This window comes from Jatrophihabitans fulvus (assembly GCF_054781375.1).
The window spans coordinates 1524824-1547935 of the sequence record NZ_BAAGUN010000001.1 but is presented as its reverse complement, the minus strand read 5'-3'; the positions used below and the strand labels follow the sequence as shown (position 1 = coordinate 1547935).

The following is a 23112-nucleotide window of genomic DNA, read 5'->3' as shown; positions in this document are numbered from 1 at the left end:
CGGTCGGGAACCGTCACTTCGCGAGTCGCTCGAGGTTTCCCTTGACGCTCTCGGCCAGTTGCGCGTAGGAGTCCTCGAACTTCTGCACGCCCTCCTGCTCGAGGGTCGCGATGACGTCGTCGTAGTCGACGCCGAGACCGGCGAGGGTCTCGAACGTCGCCCGGGCGTCGTCGTAGGTGCCGGTGACCGTGTCGCCGCGGATCTCGCCGTGGTCACCGACCGCGTCGAGGGTCGCTTCGGGCATCGTGTTCACGGTGTTCTGGGCGACGAGGTCGACGACGTACATCGTGTCGTCGTAGGCCGGGTCCTTGACGCCGGTCGAGGCCCACAGCGGACGCTGCACGTTGGCGCCGGCCGACTCGAGGTCCTTCCACCGGTCGGACGTGAAGACCTGCTCGTACTTCTCGTACGCCAGGCGGGCGTTGGCGACGGCGGCCTTGCCCTTGGCGGCCGCGGCCTCGTCCGACCCGAGCTTGTCGAGCCGCTTGTCGATCTCGGTGTCGACGCGCGACACGAAGAACGACGCGACCGACCGGATCTTCGCGAGGTCGTGGCCGTTCTCGCGCGCCTGCTCGAGGCCGGCCAGGTACGCCTCCATGACCTGCTCGTAGCGGGAGAGACCGAAGATCAGCGTCACGTTCACGCTGATGCCGGCCGCGGTCGCGTCCGTGATCGACGGCAGACCCTCCTCGGTGGCCGGGATCTTGATCATCACGTTCGGACGGTCGACCAGCCACCACAGCGCCTTGGCCTCGGCCGTGGTGCGCTTGGTGTCGTGGGCCAGGCGGGGGTCGACCTCGATCGAGACGCGACCGTCCTTGCCGGACGTGCTGTCGAACTGCGGGCGCAGCACGTCGCAGGCCCAGCGGATGTCGTAGGCCATCAGGTAGCGGACGGCCTCGTCGACGTCGGTCTTGCGCAGCGCGAGATCGTGCAACTGCTCGTCGTAGGCGTCGCCCTTGTCGAGCGCCTTCTGGAAGATCGTCGGGTTGCTGGTCACGCCGACCACGTGCTTCTCGTCGACCAGCTGCTGCAGGTTGCCGCTGCGCAGCCGCTCGCGGCTGATGTCGTCCAGCCAGATGGACACGTCCTGGTCGGACAGCTTCTTCAGAGCGTCACTCATGTCGTTTCTCCTTCGTCCGGGTGGGGGATCAGGCGCCGGCGTGCTGGAGCGCGGAGTGGGCCGCGGCCACGACGCGGTCGGTCGTGAACCCGTACTGCTCGTAGACGACGTCACCCGGCGCGCTGGCGCCGAAGTGGTCGACCGAGATGATCTCGCCGGCGTCGCCGACGAACTCGCGCCAGCCCTGGCTGACGCCCGCCTCGATGCTGACGCGCGCCTTGATCTCCGGCGGGATGACCTCCTGCTGGTACGAGCCGGGGGTCGAGCGGAACCACTCGACGCACGGCATCGACACCACGCGGGTGGGGGTGCCCTCGGCCTCGAGCGCCTCGCGCGCCTTGAGCGCGAGCGCCACCTCGGAACCGGTGGCGATCAGGATGACCTTCGCGCGGCCGGAACCGGCGTCCTTGAGCACGTAGCCGCCCTCACGGGCGCCGCGGACGTCCTCGGCCGGCAGCACCGGCAGGTTCTGGCGCGACAGCACGATGCCGGCCGGGTGATCGGTGGTCTCGAGCATGCGGCGCCAGCAGACGGCGACCTCGTTGGCGTCGGCCGGGCGGACGACGTCGAGGCCGGGGATCGCGCGCAGGGACGCGATCTGCTCGACCGGCTGGTGGGTGGGTCCGTCGCCGCCAAGGGCGATGGAGTCGTGCGTCCACCACCAGATGGACGACAACTCCATCAGTGCCGACAGGCGGACCGGCGGGCGCATGTAGTCGCTGAACACCAGGAACGTCGCGCCGTACGGACGGGTGTTGCCGTGCACGGCGATGCCGTTCACGATGGCGCCCATCGCGTGCTCACGGATGCCGAAGTGCAGGTTGCGGCCGTACGGCCCGCCCTGCCACATCTTGGTCTGGTGGGCGGCGGGGATGAAGCTCGGTTCGCCGTCCATGTCGCTGTTGTTGCTGCCCGCGAGGTCGGCCGACCCGCCCCACAGCTCCGGGAGCACGTCGGCGAGTGCGCTGACGACCTCGCCCGCGGCCTTGCGCGTGGCGATGGTGTTCGGCTTGCCGTCCTTCTCGGTGGGGAACTCGATGAGCGAATCGGTCCAACCGGAGGGCAGCTCGCGCTCGGCGATGCGCTGGTAGAGCTTCGCGTTGTCGGGGTTGGCCGACTGCCAGGCGTCGAACGACTTCTGCCACTCGGCGTGCGCCTCGCGGCCCCGGTCGATCGCGCCGCGCGCGTGCTCGAGCACACCCTCGGGCAGGAAGAAGGTCTCGTCCTCGGGGAAGCCGAGGATCTTCTTCGTCTTCTTGATCTCGTCGTCGCCGAGCGCGGCACCGTGGGCCTTGCCGGTGTTCTGCAGCGTCGGCGCGGGCCAGCCGATGATGGTGCGGACGACGATGAACGACGGCTTGTCGGTGACCTTCTTGGCCTCGGCGACCGCGTTCTCGAGGGCGACGACGTCCTCGCCGGACTCGACGTACTGCACGTGCCAGCCGTAGGACTCGTAGCGCTTCGCGACGTCCTCGCTGAACGCGACGGCGGTGTCGTCCTCGATGGAGATCTTGTTGTCGTCGTAGAAGACGATCAGGTTGCCCAGCTGTTGGTGGCCGGCCAGCGAGGACGCCTCGGACGCCACGCCCTCCTGCATGCAGCCGTCACCGGCGATGACGTAGACGAAGTGGTCGAACGGCGACTCGCCCGGCGCGGTGTCGGGGTCGTACAGACCGCGCTCGCGGCGGGCGGCCATGGCCATGCCGACGCCGTTGGCGACGCCCTGGCCCAGCGGACCCGTGGTGATCTCGACGCCCGCGGTGTGGCCGTACTCGGGGTGGCCGGGGGTGCGCGAGTCCCACATGCGCAGCGACTGCAGGTCGCCGAGCTCGAGGCCGTACCCGGCCAGGAAGAGCTGGCAGTACTGCGTCAGCGACGAGTGGCCGTTGCTGAGGATGAAGCGGTCGCGCCCGACCCACTTCGGGTCGGTGGGGTCGTGGCGCATCACGCGCTGGTAGAGCAGGTAGGCCAGCGGCGCGAGGCTCATCGCGGTGCCGGGGTGACCGTCGCCCGCCTTCTGCACGGCGTCGGCGGCCAGCAGCCGGGCGGCGTCGACCGCCTTCGTGTCGAGATCGGACCACCAGTCGGGGTGCGTGCTGGTGATCACGGCCTCGGAGGAGCCGCTGTCGGTGTCGGTCACAGCCGATCAAGTCCTTTCGAATGCGTTTTCGGTCGCCATTTGGTTCAGGTCGTCACCCGTCGTCCTACCCACTTGCGAGCGTAGCCACATCGCCCGCGGCCGCGGGGGCTGCCACGGGTGTCGAATCGCTGAACCTGCGTGCGGTCCGGCCCGCCCCGGCGGCTACCCTGGCGGAGTGACGCAGACCCCCGTGGCGCCCCTCGATCTGGGCGGAAACCACGGCGGGGACGGCTCCCGGGGCGGAGCGGATCGAGCATCCGCCGATCGCGGCCGCCCGGTTCGCCGCACGCGCGACCGGCGCGGCACGTTCGCCGCGTACGTCGCGCTGACCAAGCCCCGCATCATCGAACTGCTCCTGGTCACCACGCTGCCGGCGATGATCCTCGCCGCCGGTGGGCTGCCCGACTGGCAGATCGTGGTCGCGACGATGGTCGGCGGCACGCTCGCCGCCGGCAGCGCGAACGCCCTGAACTGCTACGTCGACCGCGACATCGACGCGGTCATGCGGCGCACCGGCCACCGTCCGCTCGCCCGTCACGAGGTCAGCCCCCGCGGAGCCCTCGTCTTCGGGGTGCTGCTGGGCGTGGTCTCGGTCGGGGTCATGGGCCTGGTCACCAACTGGCTCGCCGCCGGCCTGACGCTCGTGGCCATCGCGTTCTACGTCGTCATCTACACCATGGTGCTGAAGCGGCGCACCGCCCAGAACATCGTCTGGGGCGGCGCCGCCGGCTGCATGCCGGTGCTCATCGGCTGGGCCGCGGTCACCGACTCGCTGGCCTGGGCGCCGGTCGTGCTCTTCGGTGTCGTCTTCTTCTGGACGCCGCCGCACTTCTGGGCCCTCGCCATCCGGTACCGCGAGGACTACGCCCGCGCCGGCGTGCCGATGCTGCCCGTCGTCGCCGCGCCGCGGCGCGTCGCCCGCGAGATCGTCGTCTACAGCTACCTCACCGTCGCCGCCTCGCTGGCGCTGTGGCCGCTGGCCACCGGGTGGATCTACGGGCTGCTCGCCTCCCTCGCCGGAGCCGGGCTGATCGTCGCGGCTCACCGGCTGCTGTCGGCGACCCGCCGCGAGGCCAACGCCAAGGCCGCGATGTCGCTGTTCCACCTGTCGAACAGCTACCTCGCGTTCGTCTTCGTCGCCGTCGCCGTGGACGTCTTCGTCCGCTGACGGCCGTCCCGAACCGCCCGGCACCCGAAGATCCGCGCCGGGTGGCGATCTTCAGGCGCCCGCGGCCCTATGGCGCCGCCCCGGCATGAAGATCCAATCCGCGGTGGCGATCTTCAGGCCCCCGCGGCCCCATGGCGCCGCCCGCGCATGAAGATCCAGCCACGCCGCGACCTCGGCAGACGACCCGGAGTACACCCGACACGACGAGGCCCCCGGCGGTTCGCCGGGGGCCTCGTCGCGAGAACCGTCAGTTCTGCAGGTTGATCGGCAGCGTCGCGCCCTTGGTGATGCGGACGGTGATGCCCTGGACCACCGTCGAGCCGCCGATGACGAGGGTTCCCGACTTGAAACTCGCCGGGACCTCGAACACGCCGCGGACCTTCGTCGGGCCGGGGGCGACGTCGCGGCAGGCGTAGGTCTTGCCGCCGGCGCGCAGCTTCATCAGCGAGACGTTGAATGCGAAGTTCCGTGTCTCGTCGGTGTAGCGGCGCACGACGGTGACCGACAGCATCGCGTTCTTGGTGCTGCTCGGGTGCACGGACTCGTTGTTGAGCGCCCAGAAGTCGAGCGAGGCACTGCGCAGCGTGACGGCCCAGGCCGCCGAACCGGTGCGCGATCCCTGCCGCAGCGCGATCGGCACGGTGGCCTTCTTCTCGGTGTTGTCGACGCGGCCCTGCCGCTGCAGCACCTGGATGTTGTTCGCACCGGGCGTTCCGGCGGGCAGCGACAGCGTCTGCTTGTAGCGGCCGTCGTCCATGAGCAGCTGGGCCGACCCGCTCTGCGGGATCGCGGCGATGATGTAGGTGCTGCCGCTGGCCTCGGGCAGCTCGCGCGGGCTGCTGCCGTCGACGACGAGCTTCGGCTTGGCGCCGTCGTCGTCGGTGTCACCCTCGCTGTACTCGACCTGAAAGGCGATCAGCTTCTGGCCGTCGGGTGCGGACCGTGCGTCGTCGCCGGTGCCGTAGGTGTCGAGCTCGGCGACCTTCGTGATGGTGGCGCGCAGGTCGTAGCCGGCCATCGTGGCGTTGTCGAGGCTCTTCGCGGTGACGCCCGACGGCAGGGTGCCGGTCGTCAGCAGGTCCTTCTCCGCCTTGGGCGGCGTCGGCACCTTCAGTCCGCCCGAGCCCGACGGCGGCTTTTCGCCGTCCGGACGCTCGAGGGTGACCGACCCGATCGACGACGGCTGGATCCCGGTGAGCGTGTCCGGCGGGGTGAGATCGACGGACGACCCGTTCGGGCTGTCGGTCAGCGGCACCCGCAGGTACGCCTCCGACTCGTCGCCCTCGAGGAACAGCACGGGGCCGCACCGCAACTCGTTCTCGACGTCGGTGCTCTTGCCGCCGCTCGGCGGCGTCTTCGGCTTCGCGAAGTAGCAGCGCGTCTGGTCGTTGCTGGCGCCGTTGCGCTCCTTGACGGTGGACTTCAGGGCGTCCTCGGCCTTGGTGAGCACGCCGGACGGGTCGTTGATCTGCTTGCCGTTGTAGGTCAGCGACGGCGCGTCGTCGTCGTCGCCACCGCTGCCCAGCACGAACCAGGTGACGGCGCCGGCGACGAGGACGACCACGCCGAGGCCCGCGGCGATCAGGGGGCCCTTGCGGCGGCCCGGCCGGCCGGCCGGTGGCGGGGCGTTCCAGTCGCCCTGTCCGTACGGCTGACCCTGGGGGACGGGCGGCGTCGACCCGTACCCCGGCTGGCCGTATCCCACCGGCTCGCCCTGGCCGTACCCGGCCGGCGGCGGGGTGCCGTAGCCGCCCGGGTGACCGTAACCGCCCTGATCACCCGCAGCCGGGGCGACGCCCGGGGAACTGCGGGGCCCGTGGTCCTGGCCGTACGGCTGCCCGTACGGCTGGCCGGCCTGCTGACCGTTCTGATGGACGTTCTGCTGCCCGTCCTGCTGGTTCCACAGGTCGCCGCGCCGCACGGTGTCACCCGTGGGCGAGGCGCCGTGGCTCGCGGCAGCGTCCTGGCCGGCCTCGGACATCGGACGGCGCTGGCCGGTCCAGTTCTGGCCGTCGAAGTAGTGCTGCATGGTGGGGTCGTAGTCGTCCGGGTACCAACCGGCGTCGGCCATCGGGCTCACTCTCCACAGACGTAGGTCGAACAGTGATCGTCACACGGAAACCTGGGACACGCCCGCCCACCCGCCGGGGAGCACTGCCCGTGTCGCCCTCCTAGGATCGGATCCCATGCCTGATGTCGTGCTCGCCACCTGCGCCGACCTGCCCGCCGGCGACGAGGACGCGGCCGAGCTCACCGCCGCGCTGGTCCGCCGCGGCGTCGACGTGCGGTGGCAGGTGTGGACGGACCCGTCCGCCCGGTGGGACGACGCGACCGTCGTGATCCGTTCCACGTGGGACTACCACGACGATGTCGAGCGATTCCTTCGCTGGGTGGGCACCCTCCCGTCCGTGTGCAACAGCTCGGACGTGATCGGGTGGAACACCGACAAGCGCTACCTGGACGATCTGGCGCGCGCCGGTGTGCCGACCGTCCCCTCGCGCTTCGCCGCGCCCGGACAGGACGTCGAGGTGCCCGACGGCGAGTTCGTGGTGAAGCCGTCGGTCGGCGCGGGCTCGCGCGGCGCGGGACGCTTCGGTCCCGGTCGGCGCGACGACGCGCTCGCCCACGCCGCATCGCTGCACGAGGCCGGTCGCACCGTGCTGGTGCAGCCGTTCATGACCGGGGTCGACGCCCAGGGGGAGACGGCCCTGCTGTACTTCGACGGTCGTTTCAGCCACGCGATCCGCAAGGGCGTCATGCTGCCGCCCGACTCGTCCCACCCCGTGTCGGGCGGGTCGTTGTTCGTTCCCGAGAACATCACCGCCCGCGAGCCCGACCCCGCGCAGCTCGAGGTCGGCGACGCCGCTCTGGCGGCCGTCCGGGACCGCTTCGGCGACGATCAGCTGTACGCCCGTGTCGACCTGCTGCCCGGCCCGGACGGGCCGGTGGTGACCGAACTCGAGCTCACCGAGCCGTCGATGTTCCTGGGTTACGCGGACGGCGCCGCGGACCGGTTCGCCGAGGCGATCGCGGCCCGCGCGTGACGCGCCCCAGCCCGACGCGGAATCCCGCGCCGCCGGCGTCACAGGACGCCGGCGGGCCGCCCGTCCGCATGCCGGAGGTCAAGCAGGAGCGCATCGACGCGCTGCGGCGCATGAAGCGGGTCGCCACCGCGCTGTTGCTGATCGCCGCCGCGGTGTACGTCGTCTGCCGCACGGTCGGCGACGGGCGCGGGGTGTGGGGCTACGTCGAGACGGCCGCCGAGGCGTCGATGGTCGGCGGCCTGGCCGACTGGTTCGCGGTGACCGCGCTGTTCCGGCACCCGTTGCGCATCCCGATCCCGCACACCGCGATCATCCCGGCCAAGAAGGACCAGATCGGTGAGGGTCTGGCGAACTTCGTCAGCGAGTACTTCCTGACCAGCGAGGTGCTGGCCGAGCGGCTGCAGGCGGCGCAGGTGCCGCAGCGGGTGGGTGACTGGCTCGCCGATCCCGAGCACGCGCGCCGGCTCTCGACGGAACTGAGCAACGCGATCAGCGGCATGGCCGAGGTGATGCGCGACGACCAGATCCGGGTCGCGGTCGCGTCGTTCGCCGACCGGCGGTTGCGCAAGCTCGACATCGCGCAGCTGCTCGCGCGCATCATCGAGGCCGCCTGCGACGCGGGCCAGCACCAGGCCGCGCTGACGCTGTTCCTGCGTGGCAGCCGCAAGTTCCTGGACGAGAACAAGGCGCTGCTGCGGCAGCGGGTCGCCCACGAGTCGCCCGAGTGGGTGCCCGACTGGATCGACGACCGGGTCTTCGCCAAGGGCTTCGCGATGCTGCGCTCGTTCATCACCGACGTCGTCGAGGACGACGAGCACGGGCTGCGGCAGGGCTTCGACCGGCAGCTGCGCGAGCTCGCCGACCAGCTGCGCAACGACCCCGAGCGCATCGCTCGCGTCGAGGCCGCCCGGGACGAGCTGCTCGACCACCCGCGCATCCACGAGTACCTCAACCAGCTCTGGGACGCGCTCAAGGGTGCCCTGCTCACCGAGACCGGCGACCCGAACTCCGACCTGCGTCGCTCAGCCGAGTCGCTCACCGTCCGCGGCGGCGAGGTGCTGCGCGACGACCCGAACGTGCGTCGGCGCGTCGACGACGCGCTGCACCGGTTGGCCGGCCACGTCGCCACGCACTACGCGGACGACCTCACCGGCGTGATCTCGTCCACGATCGAGCGCTGGGACACCGACGAGACGAGCCGCCGCGTCGAGATGCAGGTCGGACGGGACCTGCAGTTCATCCGCATCAACGGCACCGTCGTCGGTGCGCTGGCCGGCCTCGCGATCCACACGCTGTCCCAGCTGCTCTGACGCCGCCCGGTTACCCGATCTTCATGGTCAGACGCCGCGATGAACCCGTCGGACCATGAAGATCCGCGAGGCTCAGGCGGGGACGGGCCGCGCCGACCGGCGCGCGGCCGGTTCGGACAGCAGCAGCACCTGCAGCGCGGCGAGCCACACGAGGCACGCCCCCAGCATGTGGATGCCGACCAGCAGCTCCGGCAGGTGCAGGAAGTACTGCGCGTACCCGACACCGCCCTGCGCCAGCTCGACCGCGACCAGGATCGCCGCGGCCCGGCGCACGGCCGCGTGCGCCTTGAGCACGTGGACGAGCACGAGCAGCCCGACGCTGAGGCCGATGAGCACCATCACCGAGTCGGCGTGCAGCTGCGACATGGACGCCGGACTGAGACCGGTGCGACGCACCCGTCCGCTCGTGAGGTCGCCGGCGTGCGGGCCGCTGCCGGTCACGACGGTGCCGATCATCAGCGTGATCGCGGCGGCGGCCGTGGTCAGCCGGGCGAGCAGCCTGACCCGGGTGTCGGCCGCGGGCACCGCCCCGTCCGGACGCACCCGCCAGAAGAGCGCGAACGTGATCGCGATGATCACCGACGACAGCAGGAAGTGCGCTGCGACGAGCCACGGGTTCAGGTGGGTGAGCACGGTGAGGCCGCCGAGCACGGCCTGGGCGGGGATGCCGAGCGCGGCGAACGTCGCGAGCCGTCGTTCGCGACGCTGCGCCATCGCGGCCAGCCAGGTGCCGATCGCGATCGCGACGAGCACGAACGTCAGCATGCGGTTGCCGAACTCGACGTAGACGTGGAAGCCCGACTCGGGTTCGGGCGTCAGCCGGCCTCCGCCGCAGTTGGGCCAGGTCGGGCAACCGAGGCCGGAGTCGGTGAGCCGCACCGCCCCGCCGGTGACCACGATGACGACGTTGGCCACCACGGACGCCACGGCGAACCGCAGCAGCACCGACGGTCGGCGCAGGAACCGCAGCACCGGCTCCAGCGGCGAGCGACGCGCAGGGGGCGTGGCCGAGACGCGGCCTTCGAGGTCGGTGCTCACTCCCACCGGAACCACCTCGCGGCGGCCGGGATGGTGACGGCGGCCCACACGGTGAGGACCACGACGTCCTGCAGCGGGTAGCCGTGGCCGCCCTCGAACACCTGGTGCAGCCCGTCCGACAACGCGGCGGACGGCAGGTACTGCAGTATGTCCTGGGCCACCGAGCCGAAGCGGTCGAGCGGGATCGCGATGCCCCCGCCGAACAGCAGGACCAGCCAGATCAGGTTGGCGGCCGCCAGCGTGACCTCGGCCTTGAGCGTGCCGGCGACGAGCATGCCGAGACCGCCGAACGCGAGCGTCCCCATGATCACGAGCGCTGCCGCGAACAGCGGGTCGCCGTGCGGCTGCCACGCGAGCGCGAAGCCGAGACCGCAGATCAGGGCGACCTGCACGACCTCGAGCAGCAGCACCGCCAGCGTCTTGCCGCCGATGAGCACCGAGCGCGGCAGCGCGGTGGCGCCCAGGCGTTTGAGCACGGCGTACTTGCGCTCGAAGCCGGTGCCGATCGCCAGGCCGGTGAACGCCGCCGACATCACCGCCAGCGCGATGATGCTGGGCACGACGAAGTCGATGCGCCGCTCGACGCCGAGCGAGTACAGCAAGGGCAGGTTGAAGAAGAACAGCAGCAGCAACGGGATGAGCAGGGTCAGCCCGACCTGTTCGGCGTTGCGCAGCAGGAGCTTGAACTCCATGACGGTCTGCGCGGCGAGCATGCGCCCGCGCGGGGCCGTGCCCGGGTCGGGGGCGAAGGAGATCGCCGCCCTCGTGCCGGCGGTCATGCGCGCAGCTCCCGTCCGGTCAGGTCGAGGAACACGTCCTCCAGGGTGCGCTTCTCGACGTGGAGGTCCTCGGGCAGCACCTGCTGCGCGGCGCACCAGGCCGTCAGCGTGGCCAGCAGCTGCGGGGTGACCTCGCCGGTCACCAGGTAGCGGCCGGGGGAGTCCTCGACGACGGACGTGCCCGCCGGCAGCGCCTCGACCAGTTTCGCGACGGGCAGGTCCTGCTCGGCGCGGAAGCGGATCTGACCCTCCGCGCCGGCGCGGGTCAGCTCGGCCGGGCTGCCCTGCGCGACGATGCGGCCGGCGTCCATCACGACGACGGTGTCGGCGAGCTGCTCGGCCTCGTCGAGGAAGTGGGTGGTGAGCACGACGGTCACCCCGTCGGCCCGCAGCGAGCGGACGAGCTCCCAGGTGCCGCGCCGCGACTGCGGGTCCATGCCGGCGGTCGGCTCGTCGAGGAACACCAGTTCGGGACGCGCGATCAGCGCGAGCGCGAGCGACAGCCGTTGCCGCTGCCCGCCGGACAGCCGCTTCACCGCGGTGCGCGCGGCGTCGCCGAGACCGACGACGTCGAGCAGCGCGCGCGGGTCCTGGGGACGGACGGCGTAGGACGCGAACAGGCGCAACAGTTCGAGCGCGCTGGCACCGGTGTAGCCGCCCACGCCGTCCTGCAGCATCACGCCCACCCGCGGGCGCAGGGCGGCGGCGTCGGCGTGCGGGTCGAGACCCAGCACCCGCACGCGTCCGGAGTCGGGCCTGCGGAAGCCCTCGCAGATCTCGATGGTGGTGGTCTTGCCGGCGCCGTTGGGGCCGAGCAGGGCCAGCACGCCGCCGCGCGGCAGGGTCAGCGACAGCCCGTCGACGGCCCGGGTGGTCCGCTCGCCGGACCCGTACGCCTTGACGAGATCGACGATCTCGACGGCGGCGGGATCCACGGACACCAGGTCAGTCTAGGAATCGTGGCGACCGGCCGGGCACGCGCGCCTCCGCGCGGTGACCGGCGACTCCGGCCCCCGCGTCGAGCGGTGCCTCATGCGGCCGGATGCGGGACCTTCCGCCCGTCGGACCGGGGCCCGTCCTGCCGATCATGACGGCGGGAGGGTGGACCAATGGGTGGACGTACGGGTGGACCAACGGGTGGACGGCTGGGTGGACGGCGGCGTGGACGACTGGGTGGACGACTGGGTGGACGACGCCCGGCGCTGGGCGCGCTGATGGCGGTGACAGCGGCGCTGACGGTGACCGGGGCATCGCTCGTCGCCGCGCCGTCGCTGCCCGGTGCCGCGGACCGGGCGGGCGCTGCGACCGCACCGCGCAAGCCTCCGGTGGCCAAACCCAGACCCAAGCCCAAACCCAAGCCGCCACGGGCGCTGGCGCCGACCCGTCTGACCCGCGGCGCGGTCGTGAGCTCGCGCTACTTCACCGTCCGGTCCGGCTCCCGCCGGCTGCCGCAGCGCATGACCCTGCTGCGGCTGTGGCTCGGTCCGGACGGGGTGCGGTTGGTCCCGTCCGCCACCAACGGCCTGATCGGTGCCGCGCACCGCGGGGTGCTCGGCCTCGCCCGCCGGGAGAAGGCACTCGCAGCGGTCAACGCCGACTTCTTCGACCCGGGCACGGCGACCGGCGAGACTCGCGGCGGACTCATGCGCGACGGACGGGTCTACCGCTCGGCCCGCGCCGACACCGCCGCCACGCTGTACACGACGTCCGACGGACGGGCCCACATCGGCAGCCCGGGATACGCCGGTTCCGTCACCACGCCCGGCGGACGGACGCACACCGTCCGCGTCCACAACAGCCTGCGGGCGGCGCGTCTCGGTGCGCTGGCCCTGGTCGACGAGCTGCACGCCGGCGGCAAGCTGACCACGGGGTGCGTGGTCGCCGACCTCGCGCCGGCCGTCCCTGGCAGCACGGCCGCACCCGGAGCGACGGCCCCGGGGGCCGTCGCTGTCGTCGTCACCGCCGTGACGTCCGGCCTCGCCACGTTCCCGCGCCGCCCGGCCGGCGGACGCGCGCTGGTCGGGTGCGGCGAAGCCGGACGGTGGCTGACCTGGGCGGTCAGGCCGGGTCTCGAGCTGAACCTGACCATGAGCTACACGGTGCGCGGGCTGACGTCGTTCGTCGGCGGCGGCACGGTGCTGCTGCGCGCCGGGCGGACGTACCGCGACACCACGGCCTCGTTGCGGATCCCGGACCGCTACCGCAACCCGCTCAGCTTCGCCTGCGTGCAGGCGGGCGGGCGGTCGGTGTACCTCGGCACGGTCGACGGCCGCTGGCGGTTCTCCGCCGGCATGACGTACACCGAGCTCACCCGGTACCTGCGCGGGTCGCTGGGCTGCTGGTCGGCGATCATGCTGGACGGCGGGGGCTCGAGCACCCTGGTCGCCGCGCTGCCGCGACATGCCCCGGCGATCCTCAACCGGCCGAGCGACGGGGTGGCGCGTCCGGTGGCGACGGCCCTGCTCGTGCTGCCGCGCCGCTGAGCGACGCGCCGTCCGACCGGTGGTTGTCACGAACCGCATCGCCGCGCATACTCGGTGTCGAGTAGAACTCACGCGGAGTTAACATGAATCGTCGGATCCTGCCGGCTGCGCTCACCTCGTCGGTGCTGTCGCTGCTGCTGGCGAGCCTGGCCGTCGGCACGGTCACGGGGACGGTCGTCGGGACGTCGCCCGCAGGTGCCGCGTCCGACGTCACGACCCTGTCGCCCGGCGTCACGTTGACGACGTACTCGTTCTCGCTCGGCGTCGGACGGCGCGCCCTGCCGCAGCGGGTCATGGTCGTCACCGCCAGGCTGGGCGCCCGCACCGCGCTGGTGCCCGCGGCCGGCAGCGGCCTGGTCGGTGGCCCCCGCGCCGACACGCCGACCATCGCGCGCCGGCAGCACGCCGTGGCCGGCGTCAACGGCGACTTCTTCGATCTCGACGACCCGAACAGTCCACCGCGGGGCGGGCTGATGCGCGACGGCATCCTTTACAAGTCGGCCCGTACCGACACCGCCGCCACGCTGTACGTCACCGCCGACGGACGGGCCCACATCGGCGACCCCGGCTACCGCGCGACGGTCACGGCGCCCGACCGCGCGACCCACCGGGTCGGCAACGTCAACAACGTCGAGTACGCGATGCGTGGGGGCATCACCCTCGCCACCCCCGCGCTCGCGCCTACCGGGCTCCACGGCCGGTGCACCGCGGCCGGCGTCCGCACCGTCGTGACCACACGGACGGTCCGCTCCGCCGGGAGGACGCGCTCGGTGCGCACGGTCACCCGCACCGTCGCGTCCGTGCAGAAGCGCGTGCGCGCGTGGGCCCGCCTGGCCGCCGGCCAGCGGACACTGCTGGCCTGCGGAGAGGGCGGCGACTGGCTCGCCGCCCACCTGCGCCGGGGCGGCGGGCTGGGCCTCGACACCGCGCACACGGTCGCGGGCGTGCGCTCCTACATCGGTGGCGGGCGCGTGCTGCTGCGCCACAACGCGCCCTACCGCGACACGCCGTCGTCGATCACGATCCCGAACCGGTACCGCAACCCGCTCACCTTCGCGTGCGTCTCGGCGGACGGCGCGACCGTGCGTCTGGGCACCGTCGACGGCGGCTCCCGCACCGCCCGCGGCATGACCTACGGCGAGCTGACGGGGTGGCTGCGCGACACGCTGCGGTGCTGGTCGGCGATCATGTTCGACGGCGGTGGCTCGACCACGATGGTCGCGCGGATGCCCGGAGCACCGGACGTGACGGTGCGCAACGTGCCCGCCTACGGTGTCGTCCGGCCCGTGCCGGACGGGTTGTTCGTCGTCCGCAGGTAGCGGCTCGGGGTGACGCTCAGCCCGCGGCCTTCACGTTCGAGCCGAAGGTGTCGACGTACTCCTGACCCGACAGCGACTGGATCGCCTCGCGGATCTGCTCGGTGACCTGCCGCAGCACCCGGGCGCTGCGCTCCTGGGCGGCCAGGTGGCCGAACGACATCGGGGCGCCGAAGTGCACCGACACCGGCGCCCGGTGCCACATGCGGCTGTCCGGCGGCTGCACGTCACGGGTGCCGACCAGGCCCACGGGGACGACGGGGGCGCCGCTGCGCAGGGCGAGGCGGGCCACGCCGGTGCGGAACTTGTGCAACCGGCCGTCGGGGGAGCGGGTGCCCTCGGGATAGATGCCCAGTGCCTTGCCCGACTGCAGCACCTCGACCCCGATGTCGATGACCGCGGCCGCCGAGCGGGTGTCGGTGCGGGCGACCGGGACCTGACCCATGCCGTTGAAGAAGGCGGCCATCGCCCGCCCGCGCAGCCCGGGGGTCGTGAAGTACTCGGCCTTGGCGAAGTAGAAGATCTGCCGGCGGGCGGCCAGCGGGGTGAAGAACTCGTCCGCGAACGAGATGTGGTTGGCCGCGACGATCACGGGCCCGTCGACCGGGAGGTGCTCCAGGCCCGTGACGTGCGGCCGGTAGACGGCGCGCAGCGCGGGGGCCAGGGTCAGCTCGAGCGCGCGATACAGCACGGAGCGGAACCTACAACGCCGGTGATCGGCGGTGACCCGTGCCACGCCTGGGTGAGCCGCCTGCATCGCGTCCGGAAATACGACATACTTGTGTTGTGAAAATCAGTGGGGACGGGAAGCGTGCCGACGGCACGCGCGACGCCGTCGCCCGCAGCGTGCTCGAACAGGGTCCGCAGAGCGCCGCCGCACTGGCCGAGCGGCTGGGCCTGTCCGCCGCGGCGATCCGCCGCCACCTCGACGCCCTGGTCGCGGACGGGTTGCTCGTCGAGCGCGAGCCCCGCACGTCCGACCGCCGCGGTCGCGGCCGTCCGGCCCGCACCTATGCCCTGACCGACGCCGGCCGGGCCGCGTTCCCGCACGGTTACGACGACCTGGCGAACACCGCCCTGCGCTACCTGTCCGACACCGGCGGCGACGCCGCGCTCGAGGGCTTCGCCCGCCACCGTGCCCGCGCGCTGGCCACCCAGCTGCAGCAGCGCGTCGACCCGAAGGCCCCGCTGCCGGCCCGTGCCGACGCCATGGCCGACGCGCTGACCGCGAACGGGTATGCCTCCACCACGCGGACGGTGGGAATGCCGGGGGAGGTCTCCGGTGTCCAGATCTGTCAGCACCACTGCCCGGTCGCGCACGTCGCGGCCGAGTTCCCGCAGCTGTGCGAGGCCGAGACGCGCGCCTTCGAGAGCGTCCTCGGTACCTACGTCCAGCGGTTGGCGACCATCGCCCACGGCGACGGCGTCTGCACCACCTACGTCCCCGTCGCGAGCGGGACGAGCAGCACCAGCAGCACCAGTACGAACACCGGCACCATGCGATCCGAGAGGTCCGATACATGACCACCACTCCCGAGCGCACGCTCACCCAGGACGAGCAGATCGACAGCCTGGGCCGCTACGGCTACGGCTGGGCCGACACCGACGTCGCGGGTGCCAGTGCGCAGCGCGGGCTGTCCGAGGCCGTCGTCCGCGACATCTCGGCCAAGAAGTCCGAGCCCGAGTGGATGCTCGAGCGCCGGCTGAAGGCTCTCGCGGTGTTCGACAAGAAGCCGATGCCGAACTGGGGCTCCGACCTCGCGGGCATCGACTTCGACAACATCAAGTACTTCGTGCGGTCGACGGAGAAGCAGGCCGCCACCTGGGACGACCTCCCCGCGGACATCAAGAACACCTACGACAAGCTCGGCATCCCCGAGGCGGAGAAGCAGCGCCTCGTGTCCGGTGTCGCGGCCCAGTACGAGTCCGAGGTGGTCTACCACCAGATCAACGAGGAGCTCGAGAAGCAGGGTGTCATCTTCATGGACACCGACACCGCGCTCAAGGAGCACCCCGAGATCTTCGAGGAGTACTTCGGCACCGTCATCCCGTCGGGTGACAACAAGTTCGCCGCGCTGAACACGGCGGTGTGGTCGGGCGGCTCGTTCATCTACGTGCCGAAGGGCGTGCACGTCGAGATCCCGCTGCAGGCCTACTTCCGCATCAACACCGAGAACATGGGCCAGTTCGAGCGCACGCTGATCATCGCCGACGAGGACTCGTACGTGCACTACGTCGAGGGCTGCACGGCGCCGATCTACAAGAGCGACTCGCTGCACTCTGCCGTCGTCGAGATCATCGTGAAGAAGGGCGCGCGCTGCCGCTACACGACGATCCAGAACTGGTCCAACAACGTCTACAACCTGGTGACGAAGCGGGCCCGCGCCGAGGCCGGCGCCACCATGGAGTGGATCGACGGCAACATCGGCTCGAAGGTCACGATGAAGTACCCGGCCGTGTGGCTGACCGGTGAGCACGCGAAGGGCGAGGTCCTCTCGATCGCGTTCGCGGGCGAGGGCCAGCACCAGGACGCCGGCGCCAAGATGCTGCACCTCGCGCCGCACACGTCCTCGACGATCGTGTCGAAGTCGGTGGCCCGCGGCGGTGGCCGCACGTCCTACCGCGGCCTCGTGCAGGTCAACAAGGGCGCCCACCACTCCGCGTCCACGGTGAAGTGCGACGCGCTGCTGGTCGACGACATCAGCCGGTCCGACACCTACCCCTACGTCGACGTCCGCGAGGACGACGTGTCGATGGGTCATGAGGCGACCGTCTCGAAGGTCAGCGAGGACCAGCTGTTCTATCTCATGAGCCGCGGCCTGTCCGAGGACGAGGCGATGGCCATGGTCGTGCGCGGCTTCGTCGAGCCCATCGCCCGCGAGCTGCCGATGGAGTACGCGCTCGAGCTCAACCGCTTGATCGAACTGCAGATGGAGGGCGCTGTCGGATGACAGCAACACTGGCACCGACCGGATCCCCGGCCGAACGTTTCACGTCCCGCAACCCGGACGACTTCCCGGCGCCCGACCGGCACCAGGAGGACTGGCGCTTCTCGCCGATCCCTCGGCTGCGCGAATTCTTCGAGCCCTTCGAGGCCGACGGCTCCGAGCGCGTCGAGGTCGACGCCCCCGAGGGCGTCACCCACTCGATCGTCGACCGCGAGCACCCGCTGTTCGGGCGGGTGGCCGAGCCCGCCGACCGCGTGGCCGCGCTGGCCATGGCCAACGTCCGCGACGTGCTGCTGATCGAGATCGCGGCCGAGGCCCGTCCCGAGCGCCCGGTCGTCGTCGACGTGCAGGGCAGCCCCGGACGCAACTACGGGCACGTGATCGTGCACGCCGCGAAGTTCAGCAACGCGACCGTGGTCTTCGACCACCACGGCGAGACCGGTGACGCCGCGAACGTCGAGTTCGTGGTCGACGACGGCGCACAGCTGTCGGTGGTCACCGTGCAGGACTGGGCGACCGGTGCCGTGCACCTGAGCGCCCACACCGCGCTGGTGGGACGCGACGCCACGTTCCGCCACCACAACGTCACCCTCGGCGGTTCCGTCGTGCGGCTGGTGCCGACCGTCCGCTTCGGCGGTCCCGGCGGGCATGCCGAGCTGCTCGGCGTGAGCTTCGCCGGCGACGGCCAGCACTTCGAGAACCGGCTGCTCGTCGACCACTCGCAGCCGAACTGCAGCTCGGACGTGCTCTACAAGAACGCCCTGCTGGGCGAGTCGGCGCGGACGGTCTGGATCGGCGACGTGCGCATCCGTCCGTCCGCCACGGGCACCGACACCTACGAGATGAACCGCAACCTGCTGCTGAGCGACGGCGCCCGCGCCGACTCGGTGCCCAACCTCGAGATCGAGACCGGCGACATCGCCGGGGCCGGGCACGCGAGCGCGACGGGACGATTCGACGACCTGCAGCTGTTCTACCTGCAGTCGCGCGGCGTCCCCGAGGACGAGGCGCGCCGGCTGGTCGTCCGCGGCTTCTTCGCCGACGTCGTCGACCGTATCGGCGTCCCCGACCTGCAGCGCCAGCTGATGACCGCCATCGAGGCCCGCCTGGGCTTCACGCCCGAGTTGCCTGAGACGGAGAACGACGATGACTGAGCTCGTGATCAAGGACCTGCACGTCACCGTGGCCGGTGAGGGCGGGGAGCCCAAGGAGATCCTCAAGGGTGTCGACCTGACCGTGCGGTCGGGCGAGACGCACGCGATCATGGGGCCGAACGGGTCCGGCAAGTCGACCCTGGCCTACTCGATCGCCGGCCACCCGAAGTACACGATCACCGGCGGTTCGGTGACGCTCGACGGCGAGGACGTCCTCGCGATGACCGTCGACGCGCGCGCCCGCGCGGGCCTGTTCCTGGCCATGCAGTACCCGGTCGAGGTCCCGGGCGTGTCGGTGTCGAACTTCCTGCGCACCGCCGCCACCGCCACGCGCGGTGAGGCCCCGAAGCTGCGGCACTGGGTCAAGGAGGTGTCCACGGCCATGAACGACCTCGGCATGGACAAGGCCTTCGCCGACCGCTCCGTCAACGAGGGTTTCTCCGGCGGCGAGAAGAAGCGCCACGAGATCCTGCAGCTCGAGCTGCTCAAGCCGAAGATCGCGATCCTCGACGAGACCGACTCCGGCCTCGACGTCGACGCGCTGCGCGTCGTCAGCGAGGGCGTGAACAAGGTGCGCTCCGAGCAGGGCATCGGCACGCTGCTGATCACCCACTACACGCGCATCCTGCGCTACATCGAGCCCGACTTCGTGCACGTGTTCTTCGACGGCCGCATCGTCGAGTCCGGCGGCAAGGAGCTCGCGGACGTCCTCGAGAACGAGGGTTACGCGCGGTTCGGTGTCCCGGAGACCGCGTCCGCCTGACACCAACTTCCGGCGGCCCGACGCCTCGTGTGGCGTCGGACCGCCGAAACCGGAAGGGACAGAGGATGGACGTCGAGACGATCCGCAAGGACTTCCCGATCCTGTCGCGCGAGGTGCACGGCACCCCGCTGATCTACCTCGACTCGGCGAACACCTCGCAGAAGCCGCAGCAGGTGCTCGACGCGATGACCGAGCACTACGCCATGCACAACGCGAATGTCGCGCGGGCGGTGCACACGCTCGGGTCCGAGGCGACCACGGCCTTCGAGGACGCGCGCGACAAGGTGGCCCGCTTCCTCAATGCGCCGAACCGCGACGAGATCGTGTTCACCAAGAACTCGTCCGAGGCGCTGAACCTGGTCGCGTACTCGCTGTCGAACGCCACCACGTTCCCCGGCGCCGAGCGGTTCCGTGTCGGCCCGGGCGACGAGATCGTGGTCACCGAGATGGAGCACCACAGCAACATCGTCCCGTGGCAGCTGCTCGCGCAGCGCACCGGCGCGACGTTCCGGTGGATCCCCATCGACGACGAGGGCCGGTTGGTCGACATCGAGTCGACCATCACCGAGAAGGCCAAGGTCGTCGCGTTCGTGCACCAGTCGAACGCGCTCGGCACCGTCAACGAGGTGTCGCGGGTGGTCGCGCGCGCCCGCGAGGTCGGCGCGCTCACCGTTCTCGACGCCTCGCAGTCGGCCCCGCACCTGCCGCTGGACGTGCAGGCGCTGGACGTCGACTTCCTCGCCTTCACCGGGCACAAGCTGTACGGACCCACCGGGGTCGGAGTGCTCTGGGGTCGCTACGACCTGCTGGCCGCAATGCCCCCGTTCCTCGGCGGCGGCGAGATGATCGAGACCGTCGACATGACGGGCACGACGTACGCCGCCCCGCCGCACCGTTTCGAAGCCGGCACTCCGATGATCGCCGAGGCCGTCGGTCTCGGCGCCGCCATCGACTGGATCACCGACATCGGCATGGAGAACGTCGCCGCGCACGAACGCGAGTTGACGACGTACGCGCTCGAGAAGCTGTCGGCGATCGAGGGCGTCCGCATCATCGGCCCGTCCACGCCCGAAGGCCGCGGCGCGACGATCGCGTTCGTCGTCGACGGCGTGCACCCCCACGACGTCGCGCAACTGCTCGACGAGGACGGCATCGCCGTGCGCGCCGGCCACCACTGCGCGCGGCCGGTGTGCGTGCGCTACGGCGTGCCCGCCACGACCCGCGCGTCGTTCGGGGTCTACAGCACGACCGACGAGGTCGACGCCCTCGTCACCGGGATCCGCAAGGTGCAGGAGATGTTCGTCCGATGACCAACATGGTCGAGAGCATGTACCAGGAGATCATCCTGGATCACTACAAGCACCCGCAGCACAAGTCGCTGCCCGACGAGTTCGACGCCGAGGTGCACCACGTCAATCCCACCTGCGGTGACGAGGTGACGCTGCGCGTCACCGTCGCCGACGGCGCGATCGCCGACATCGGGTGGGACGGCGAGGGCTGCTCCATCAGCCAGGCGTCCACGTCCGTGATGAGCGGCCTCGTCGCCGGCAAGCCGGTGTCCGACGCGTTGGCGCTGGAGCGCCGGTTCCTCGAGCTCATGCAGTCGCGGGGCGCGGCCGAGCTGACCGAGGCCGACGAGGAGCAGCTCGAGGACGCCGTGGCGTTCGAGGGCGTGTCGAAGTACCCGGCGCGCGTGAAGTGCGCGCTGCTGGGCTGGATGGCCATGAAGAGCGCGGTCGCCGAGGCCGGCTGGAAGGCGGAGGACTGATGACACAGGCGACGGTTCCCTCGCGGGACGAGATCGACGAGGCGATGCGCGACGTCGTCGACCCCGAGCTGGGCATCAACGTGGTCGACCTCGGCCTGCTGTACGACGTCGACGTCGCGTCCGGCGACGCGGGCAACGTGATCACGCTCGACATGACGCTGACGTCGGCGGCGTGCCCGCTGACCGACGTCATCGAGGACCAGGCGCACTCCGCCCTCACCGGCGGCCCGACGCCGTTGGCCTCCGAGGTCAAGATCAACTGGGTCTGGATGCCGCCGTGGGGCCCGGACAAGATCACCGACGACGGCCGCGAGCAGCTGCGGGCCCTGGGCTTCAACGTCTGAGGCGTTACACGCACACCGTGTCACGGGGACATCAGTGCCATGGCTGACCCCGTGCCCGGCGCTCGCGCCGACGTCGACACCGACCTCTTCGGCTACCGCGAGCTGCTGGCCGACGACGAGCGTGACATTCTCGCGAACCTGCGCGAATGGCTAGAGAAGAACCTCGACCCGGTCGTCGACGACCACTGGGCGCGTGCGGAGTTCCCGCACGAGCTGATCCCGAAGCTCGCAGAACTCGACGTCATGGGTCTGTCGCTCGACATGACCGACCGTCCGGCGCGGCGGCGCATCCTGTCCGGTTTCGTGAGTCTCGAACTGTCGCGCATCGACGCGTCCTTCGCGTCGTTCTACGGGGTGCACTCGGGCCTGGCGATGGGCAGCATCGCCACCTGCGGCTCGGACGAGCAGAAGGAACGCTGGTTGCCGGCCATGCGCCGGCTCGAGCTCATCGGGGCGTTCGGCCTGACCGAGCCGCACGGTGGGTCCGACGTCGCCGGCGGTCTCGAGACGACCGCGCGCCGCGACGGCGACGGCGACGACTGGATCATCGACGGCGCGAAGCGCTGGATCGGCAACGGCACCTTCGCCGATCTGATCGTCGTCTGGGCCCGCGACGTCGAGGACGACTCGGTCAAGGGCTTCGTCGTCGAGAAGGACATGGCGGGTTTCTCGGCGCAGAAGATGGAGAACAAGCTCGCGCTGCGCATCACGCAGAACGCGGTGCTGACCTTCGACGGCGTCCGCGTGCCCGAGGCGAACCGGTTGCAGCACGCCAACTCGTTCGCCGACACCAACAAGGTGCTGCGCAATACCCGCGGCAGCGTCGCCTGGTCGGCCGTCGGGGTGATGACGAACCTCTACGAGGTGTCGGCGCAGTATGCCCGCGACCGGGTGCAGTTCGGACGGCCGATCGGCGGGTTCCAGCTCATCCAGGACCTGCTGGCCCGGCAGCTCGGCAACCTGACAGCCTCGCTCGGCATGGCCGCCCGGGGCGCGCAGCTGCAGGACGACGGCATCTTCCGCGACGAGCAGGGCGCTCTCGCCAAGTCGTTCTGCACCACGCGGCTGAGGGAGAACGCCGGGTGGGCCAGGGAACTCATGGGTGGCAACGGCATCATCCTGGAGTACGGCATCGTCCGGCCCTTCCTGGATGCCGAGGCCCTCTACTCCTACGAGGGCACCCGCGAGATCAACACGCTGATCGTCGGCCGGTCGATCACGGGGGAGAGTGCGTTCACGTGAACGTCCTGAAGGCCTTCCGCATCGTCGCCGTCGTCGAGGCGGTGTCGTGGTTGCTGCTGATCGTCGCCACGATCGTGAAGTACACGACCCATCCGATGCAGGAGACCGGCGTCAAGATCATGGGCCCGGTGCACGGCCTGCTGTTCGTCGTGTACGTCGGCATGGTGCTGTTCGAGGTGCGCCGCCGCGCCGCCTGGGACGCCCGCACCACCCTCGTCGTCCTCGTCGAGTCGGTCATCCCCGGCGGCGGTTTCCTCGCCGCGAAGCGCCCGGAGTTGCAGAGCAGCCCCGCAGCCCGCTGACGTGTGGTCCGGTCGCGCATCCCTTCGGCCCCTCTCCGACGGGCGACGGCACACGCCGTCGAGCCACTGCGGCACCCTCTTCCGGAAACAATTGAGAGGGCTTCACGAGAGGGCTTCACGAGAGGGCTTCACGAGAGGGCTTTACGAGAGGGCTTCACGAGAGGGCTTCACGAGAGGGCTTCACGAGAGG

21 protein-coding genes are annotated in these 23112 nt (G+C 71.0%); 14 read left to right on the top strand and 7 right to left on the bottom strand.

All coding sequences use genetic code 11. From position 1 onward, the window contains the following. Nucleotides 1–13 precede the first annotated feature (13 nt). On the bottom strand, nt 14–1123 hold the full coding sequence (tal, locus tag ACYVP9_RS07515; protein ID WP_460604076.1) for a transaldolase: 1110 nt from the start codon (nt 1121–1123) through the stop codon (nt 14–16). Between the two features lie 28 nt (nt 1124–1151). Further along, nucleotides 1152–3263: a transketolase family protein gene (tkt, locus tag ACYVP9_RS07510; RefSeq protein ID WP_460604075.1), complete on the bottom strand. Its 2112-nt coding sequence runs from the start codon at nt 3261–3263 to the stop codon at nt 1152–1154. A 175-nt stretch (nt 3264–3438) separates the two neighbouring features. On the opposite strand from tkt, the gene ACYVP9_RS07505 reads away from it, so the two are divergent. Beyond that, nucleotides 3439–4431, top strand: a complete 993-nt coding sequence (locus ACYVP9_RS07505) for a protoheme IX farnesyltransferase (protein ID WP_460604074.1) — start codon at nt 3439–3441, stop codon at nt 4429–4431. Between the two features lie 247 nt (nt 4432–4678). Here the strand turns inward: ACYVP9_RS07505 and ACYVP9_RS07500 are convergent, their stop codons facing one another. After that, nucleotides 4679–6502, bottom strand: a complete 1824-nt coding sequence (locus tag ACYVP9_RS07500; protein WP_460604073.1) for a DUF2510 domain-containing protein — start codon at nt 6500–6502, stop codon at nt 4679–4681. A 115-nt stretch (nt 6503–6617) separates the two neighbouring features. On the opposite strand from ACYVP9_RS07500, the gene ACYVP9_RS07495 reads away from it, so the two are divergent. Further along, nucleotides 6618–7475 (top strand): ATP-grasp domain-containing protein, encoded by an 858-nt coding sequence (locus ACYVP9_RS07495; RefSeq protein WP_460604072.1) that lies wholly within the window; start codon nt 6618–6620, stop codon nt 7473–7475. Then, nucleotides 7472–8785 carry a DUF445 domain-containing protein gene (locus ACYVP9_RS07490; RefSeq protein WP_460604071.1) on the top strand — a complete coding sequence of 438 codons (1314 nt, stop codon included), beginning with the start codon at nt 7472–7474 and terminating at the stop codon, nt 8783–8785. The genes ACYVP9_RS07495 and ACYVP9_RS07490 overlap by 4 nt, the downstream gene beginning before the upstream one ends. Nucleotides 8786–8857: 72 nt before the next feature. On the opposite strand, the gene ACYVP9_RS07485 is transcribed toward ACYVP9_RS07490, so the two are convergent. The 3 genes from ACYVP9_RS07485 to ACYVP9_RS07475 are packed head-to-tail and all read right to left on the bottom strand — an operon-like array spanning nt 8858 to nt 11537. After that, nucleotides 8858–9829 carry a COX15/CtaA family protein gene (locus ACYVP9_RS07485; protein WP_460604070.1) on the bottom strand — a complete coding sequence of 324 codons (972 nt, stop codon included), beginning with the start codon at nt 9827–9829 and terminating at the stop codon, nt 8858–8860. Then, entirely contained in the window at nt 9820–10602 is a 783-nt protein-coding gene (locus ACYVP9_RS07480; RefSeq protein ID WP_460604069.1) for an ABC transporter permease, read from the bottom strand. Before ACYVP9_RS07480 ends, ACYVP9_RS07485 begins: the two co-directional genes overlap by 10 nt. Then, complete coding sequence (locus ACYVP9_RS07475) at nt 10599–11537, bottom strand: ABC transporter ATP-binding protein (protein WP_460604320.1); 939 nt, start codon at nt 11535–11537, stop codon at nt 10599–10601. Before ACYVP9_RS07475 ends, ACYVP9_RS07480 begins: the two co-directional genes overlap by 4 nt. 279 nt (nt 11538–11816) lie before the next feature. Between ACYVP9_RS07475 and ACYVP9_RS07470 the strand changes: the two genes are divergently transcribed. Together ACYVP9_RS07470 and ACYVP9_RS07465 are read left to right on the top strand one after the other, a co-directional pair. Further along, a complete protein-coding gene (locus ACYVP9_RS07470; RefSeq protein WP_460604068.1) occupies nt 11817–13085 on the top strand; it encodes a phosphodiester glycosidase family protein in 1269 nt (422 codons plus the stop codon). An 83-nt stretch (nt 13086–13168) separates the two neighbouring features. Continuing rightward, nucleotides 13169–14404 carry a phosphodiester glycosidase family protein gene (locus tag ACYVP9_RS07465; protein ID WP_460604067.1) on the top strand — a complete coding sequence of 412 codons (1236 nt, stop codon included), beginning with the start codon at nt 13169–13171 and terminating at the stop codon, nt 14402–14404. 16 nt (nt 14405–14420) lie between these two features. On the opposite strand, the gene ACYVP9_RS07460 is transcribed toward ACYVP9_RS07465, so the two are convergent. Beyond that, a complete protein-coding gene (locus tag ACYVP9_RS07460) occupies nt 14421–15092 on the bottom strand; it encodes a lysophospholipid acyltransferase family protein (RefSeq protein WP_460604066.1) in 672 nt (223 codons plus the stop codon). A gap of 95 nt (nt 15093–15187) precedes the next feature. Between ACYVP9_RS07460 and ACYVP9_RS07455 the strand changes: the two genes are divergently transcribed. The 9 genes from ACYVP9_RS07455 (at nt 15188) to ACYVP9_RS07415 (ending at nt 22922) form a co-directional block, all read left to right on the top strand. Next, entirely contained in the window at nt 15188–15925 is a 738-nt protein-coding gene (locus tag ACYVP9_RS07455) for a helix-turn-helix transcriptional regulator (RefSeq protein WP_460604065.1), read from the top strand. Then, nucleotides 15922–17352, top strand: a complete 1431-nt coding sequence (gene sufB, locus ACYVP9_RS07450; protein WP_460604064.1) for a Fe-S cluster assembly protein SufB — start codon at nt 15922–15924, stop codon at nt 17350–17352. Before ACYVP9_RS07455 ends, sufB begins: the two co-directional genes overlap by 4 nt. Beyond that, entirely contained in the window at nt 17349–18503 is a 1155-nt protein-coding gene (sufD, locus tag ACYVP9_RS07445; protein ID WP_460604063.1) for a SufB/SufD family protein, read from the top strand. Before sufB ends, sufD begins: the two co-directional genes overlap by 4 nt. Beyond that, nucleotides 18496–19266, top strand: coding sequence for an ABC transporter ATP-binding protein (gene sufC, locus ACYVP9_RS07440; RefSeq protein WP_460604062.1), 771 nt, complete (start codon nt 18496–18498; stop codon nt 19264–19266). The genes sufD and sufC overlap by 8 nt, the downstream gene beginning before the upstream one ends. A 65-nt stretch (nt 19267–19331) precedes the next feature. Continuing rightward, nucleotides 19332–20576, top strand: coding sequence for a cysteine desulfurase (locus tag ACYVP9_RS07435; RefSeq protein WP_460604061.1), 1245 nt, complete (start codon nt 19332–19334; stop codon nt 20574–20576). Further along, the gene (gene sufU, locus ACYVP9_RS07430) at nt 20573–21034 is read left to right on the top strand and encodes an iron-sulfur cluster assembly scaffold protein (RefSeq protein ID WP_460604060.1); all 462 of its coding nucleotides are present in this window, start codon (nt 20573–20575) and stop codon (nt 21032–21034) included. The genes ACYVP9_RS07435 and sufU overlap by 4 nt, the downstream gene beginning before the upstream one ends. Next, complete coding sequence (locus ACYVP9_RS07425) at nt 21034–21378, top strand: metal-sulfur cluster assembly factor (RefSeq protein WP_460604059.1); 345 nt, start codon at nt 21034–21036, stop codon at nt 21376–21378. The genes sufU and ACYVP9_RS07425 overlap by 1 nt, the downstream gene beginning before the upstream one ends. A gap of 39 nt (nt 21379–21417) precedes the next feature. Next, on the top strand, nt 21418–22620 hold the full coding sequence (locus ACYVP9_RS07420; protein ID WP_460604058.1) for an acyl-CoA dehydrogenase family protein: 1203 nt from the start codon (nt 21418–21420) through the stop codon (nt 22618–22620). Further along, nucleotides 22617–22922, top strand: coding sequence for a DUF3817 domain-containing protein (locus ACYVP9_RS07415; RefSeq protein ID WP_460604057.1), 306 nt, complete (start codon nt 22617–22619; stop codon nt 22920–22922). Before ACYVP9_RS07420 ends, ACYVP9_RS07415 begins: the two co-directional genes overlap by 4 nt. Nucleotides 22923–23112 lie beyond the last annotated feature (190 nt).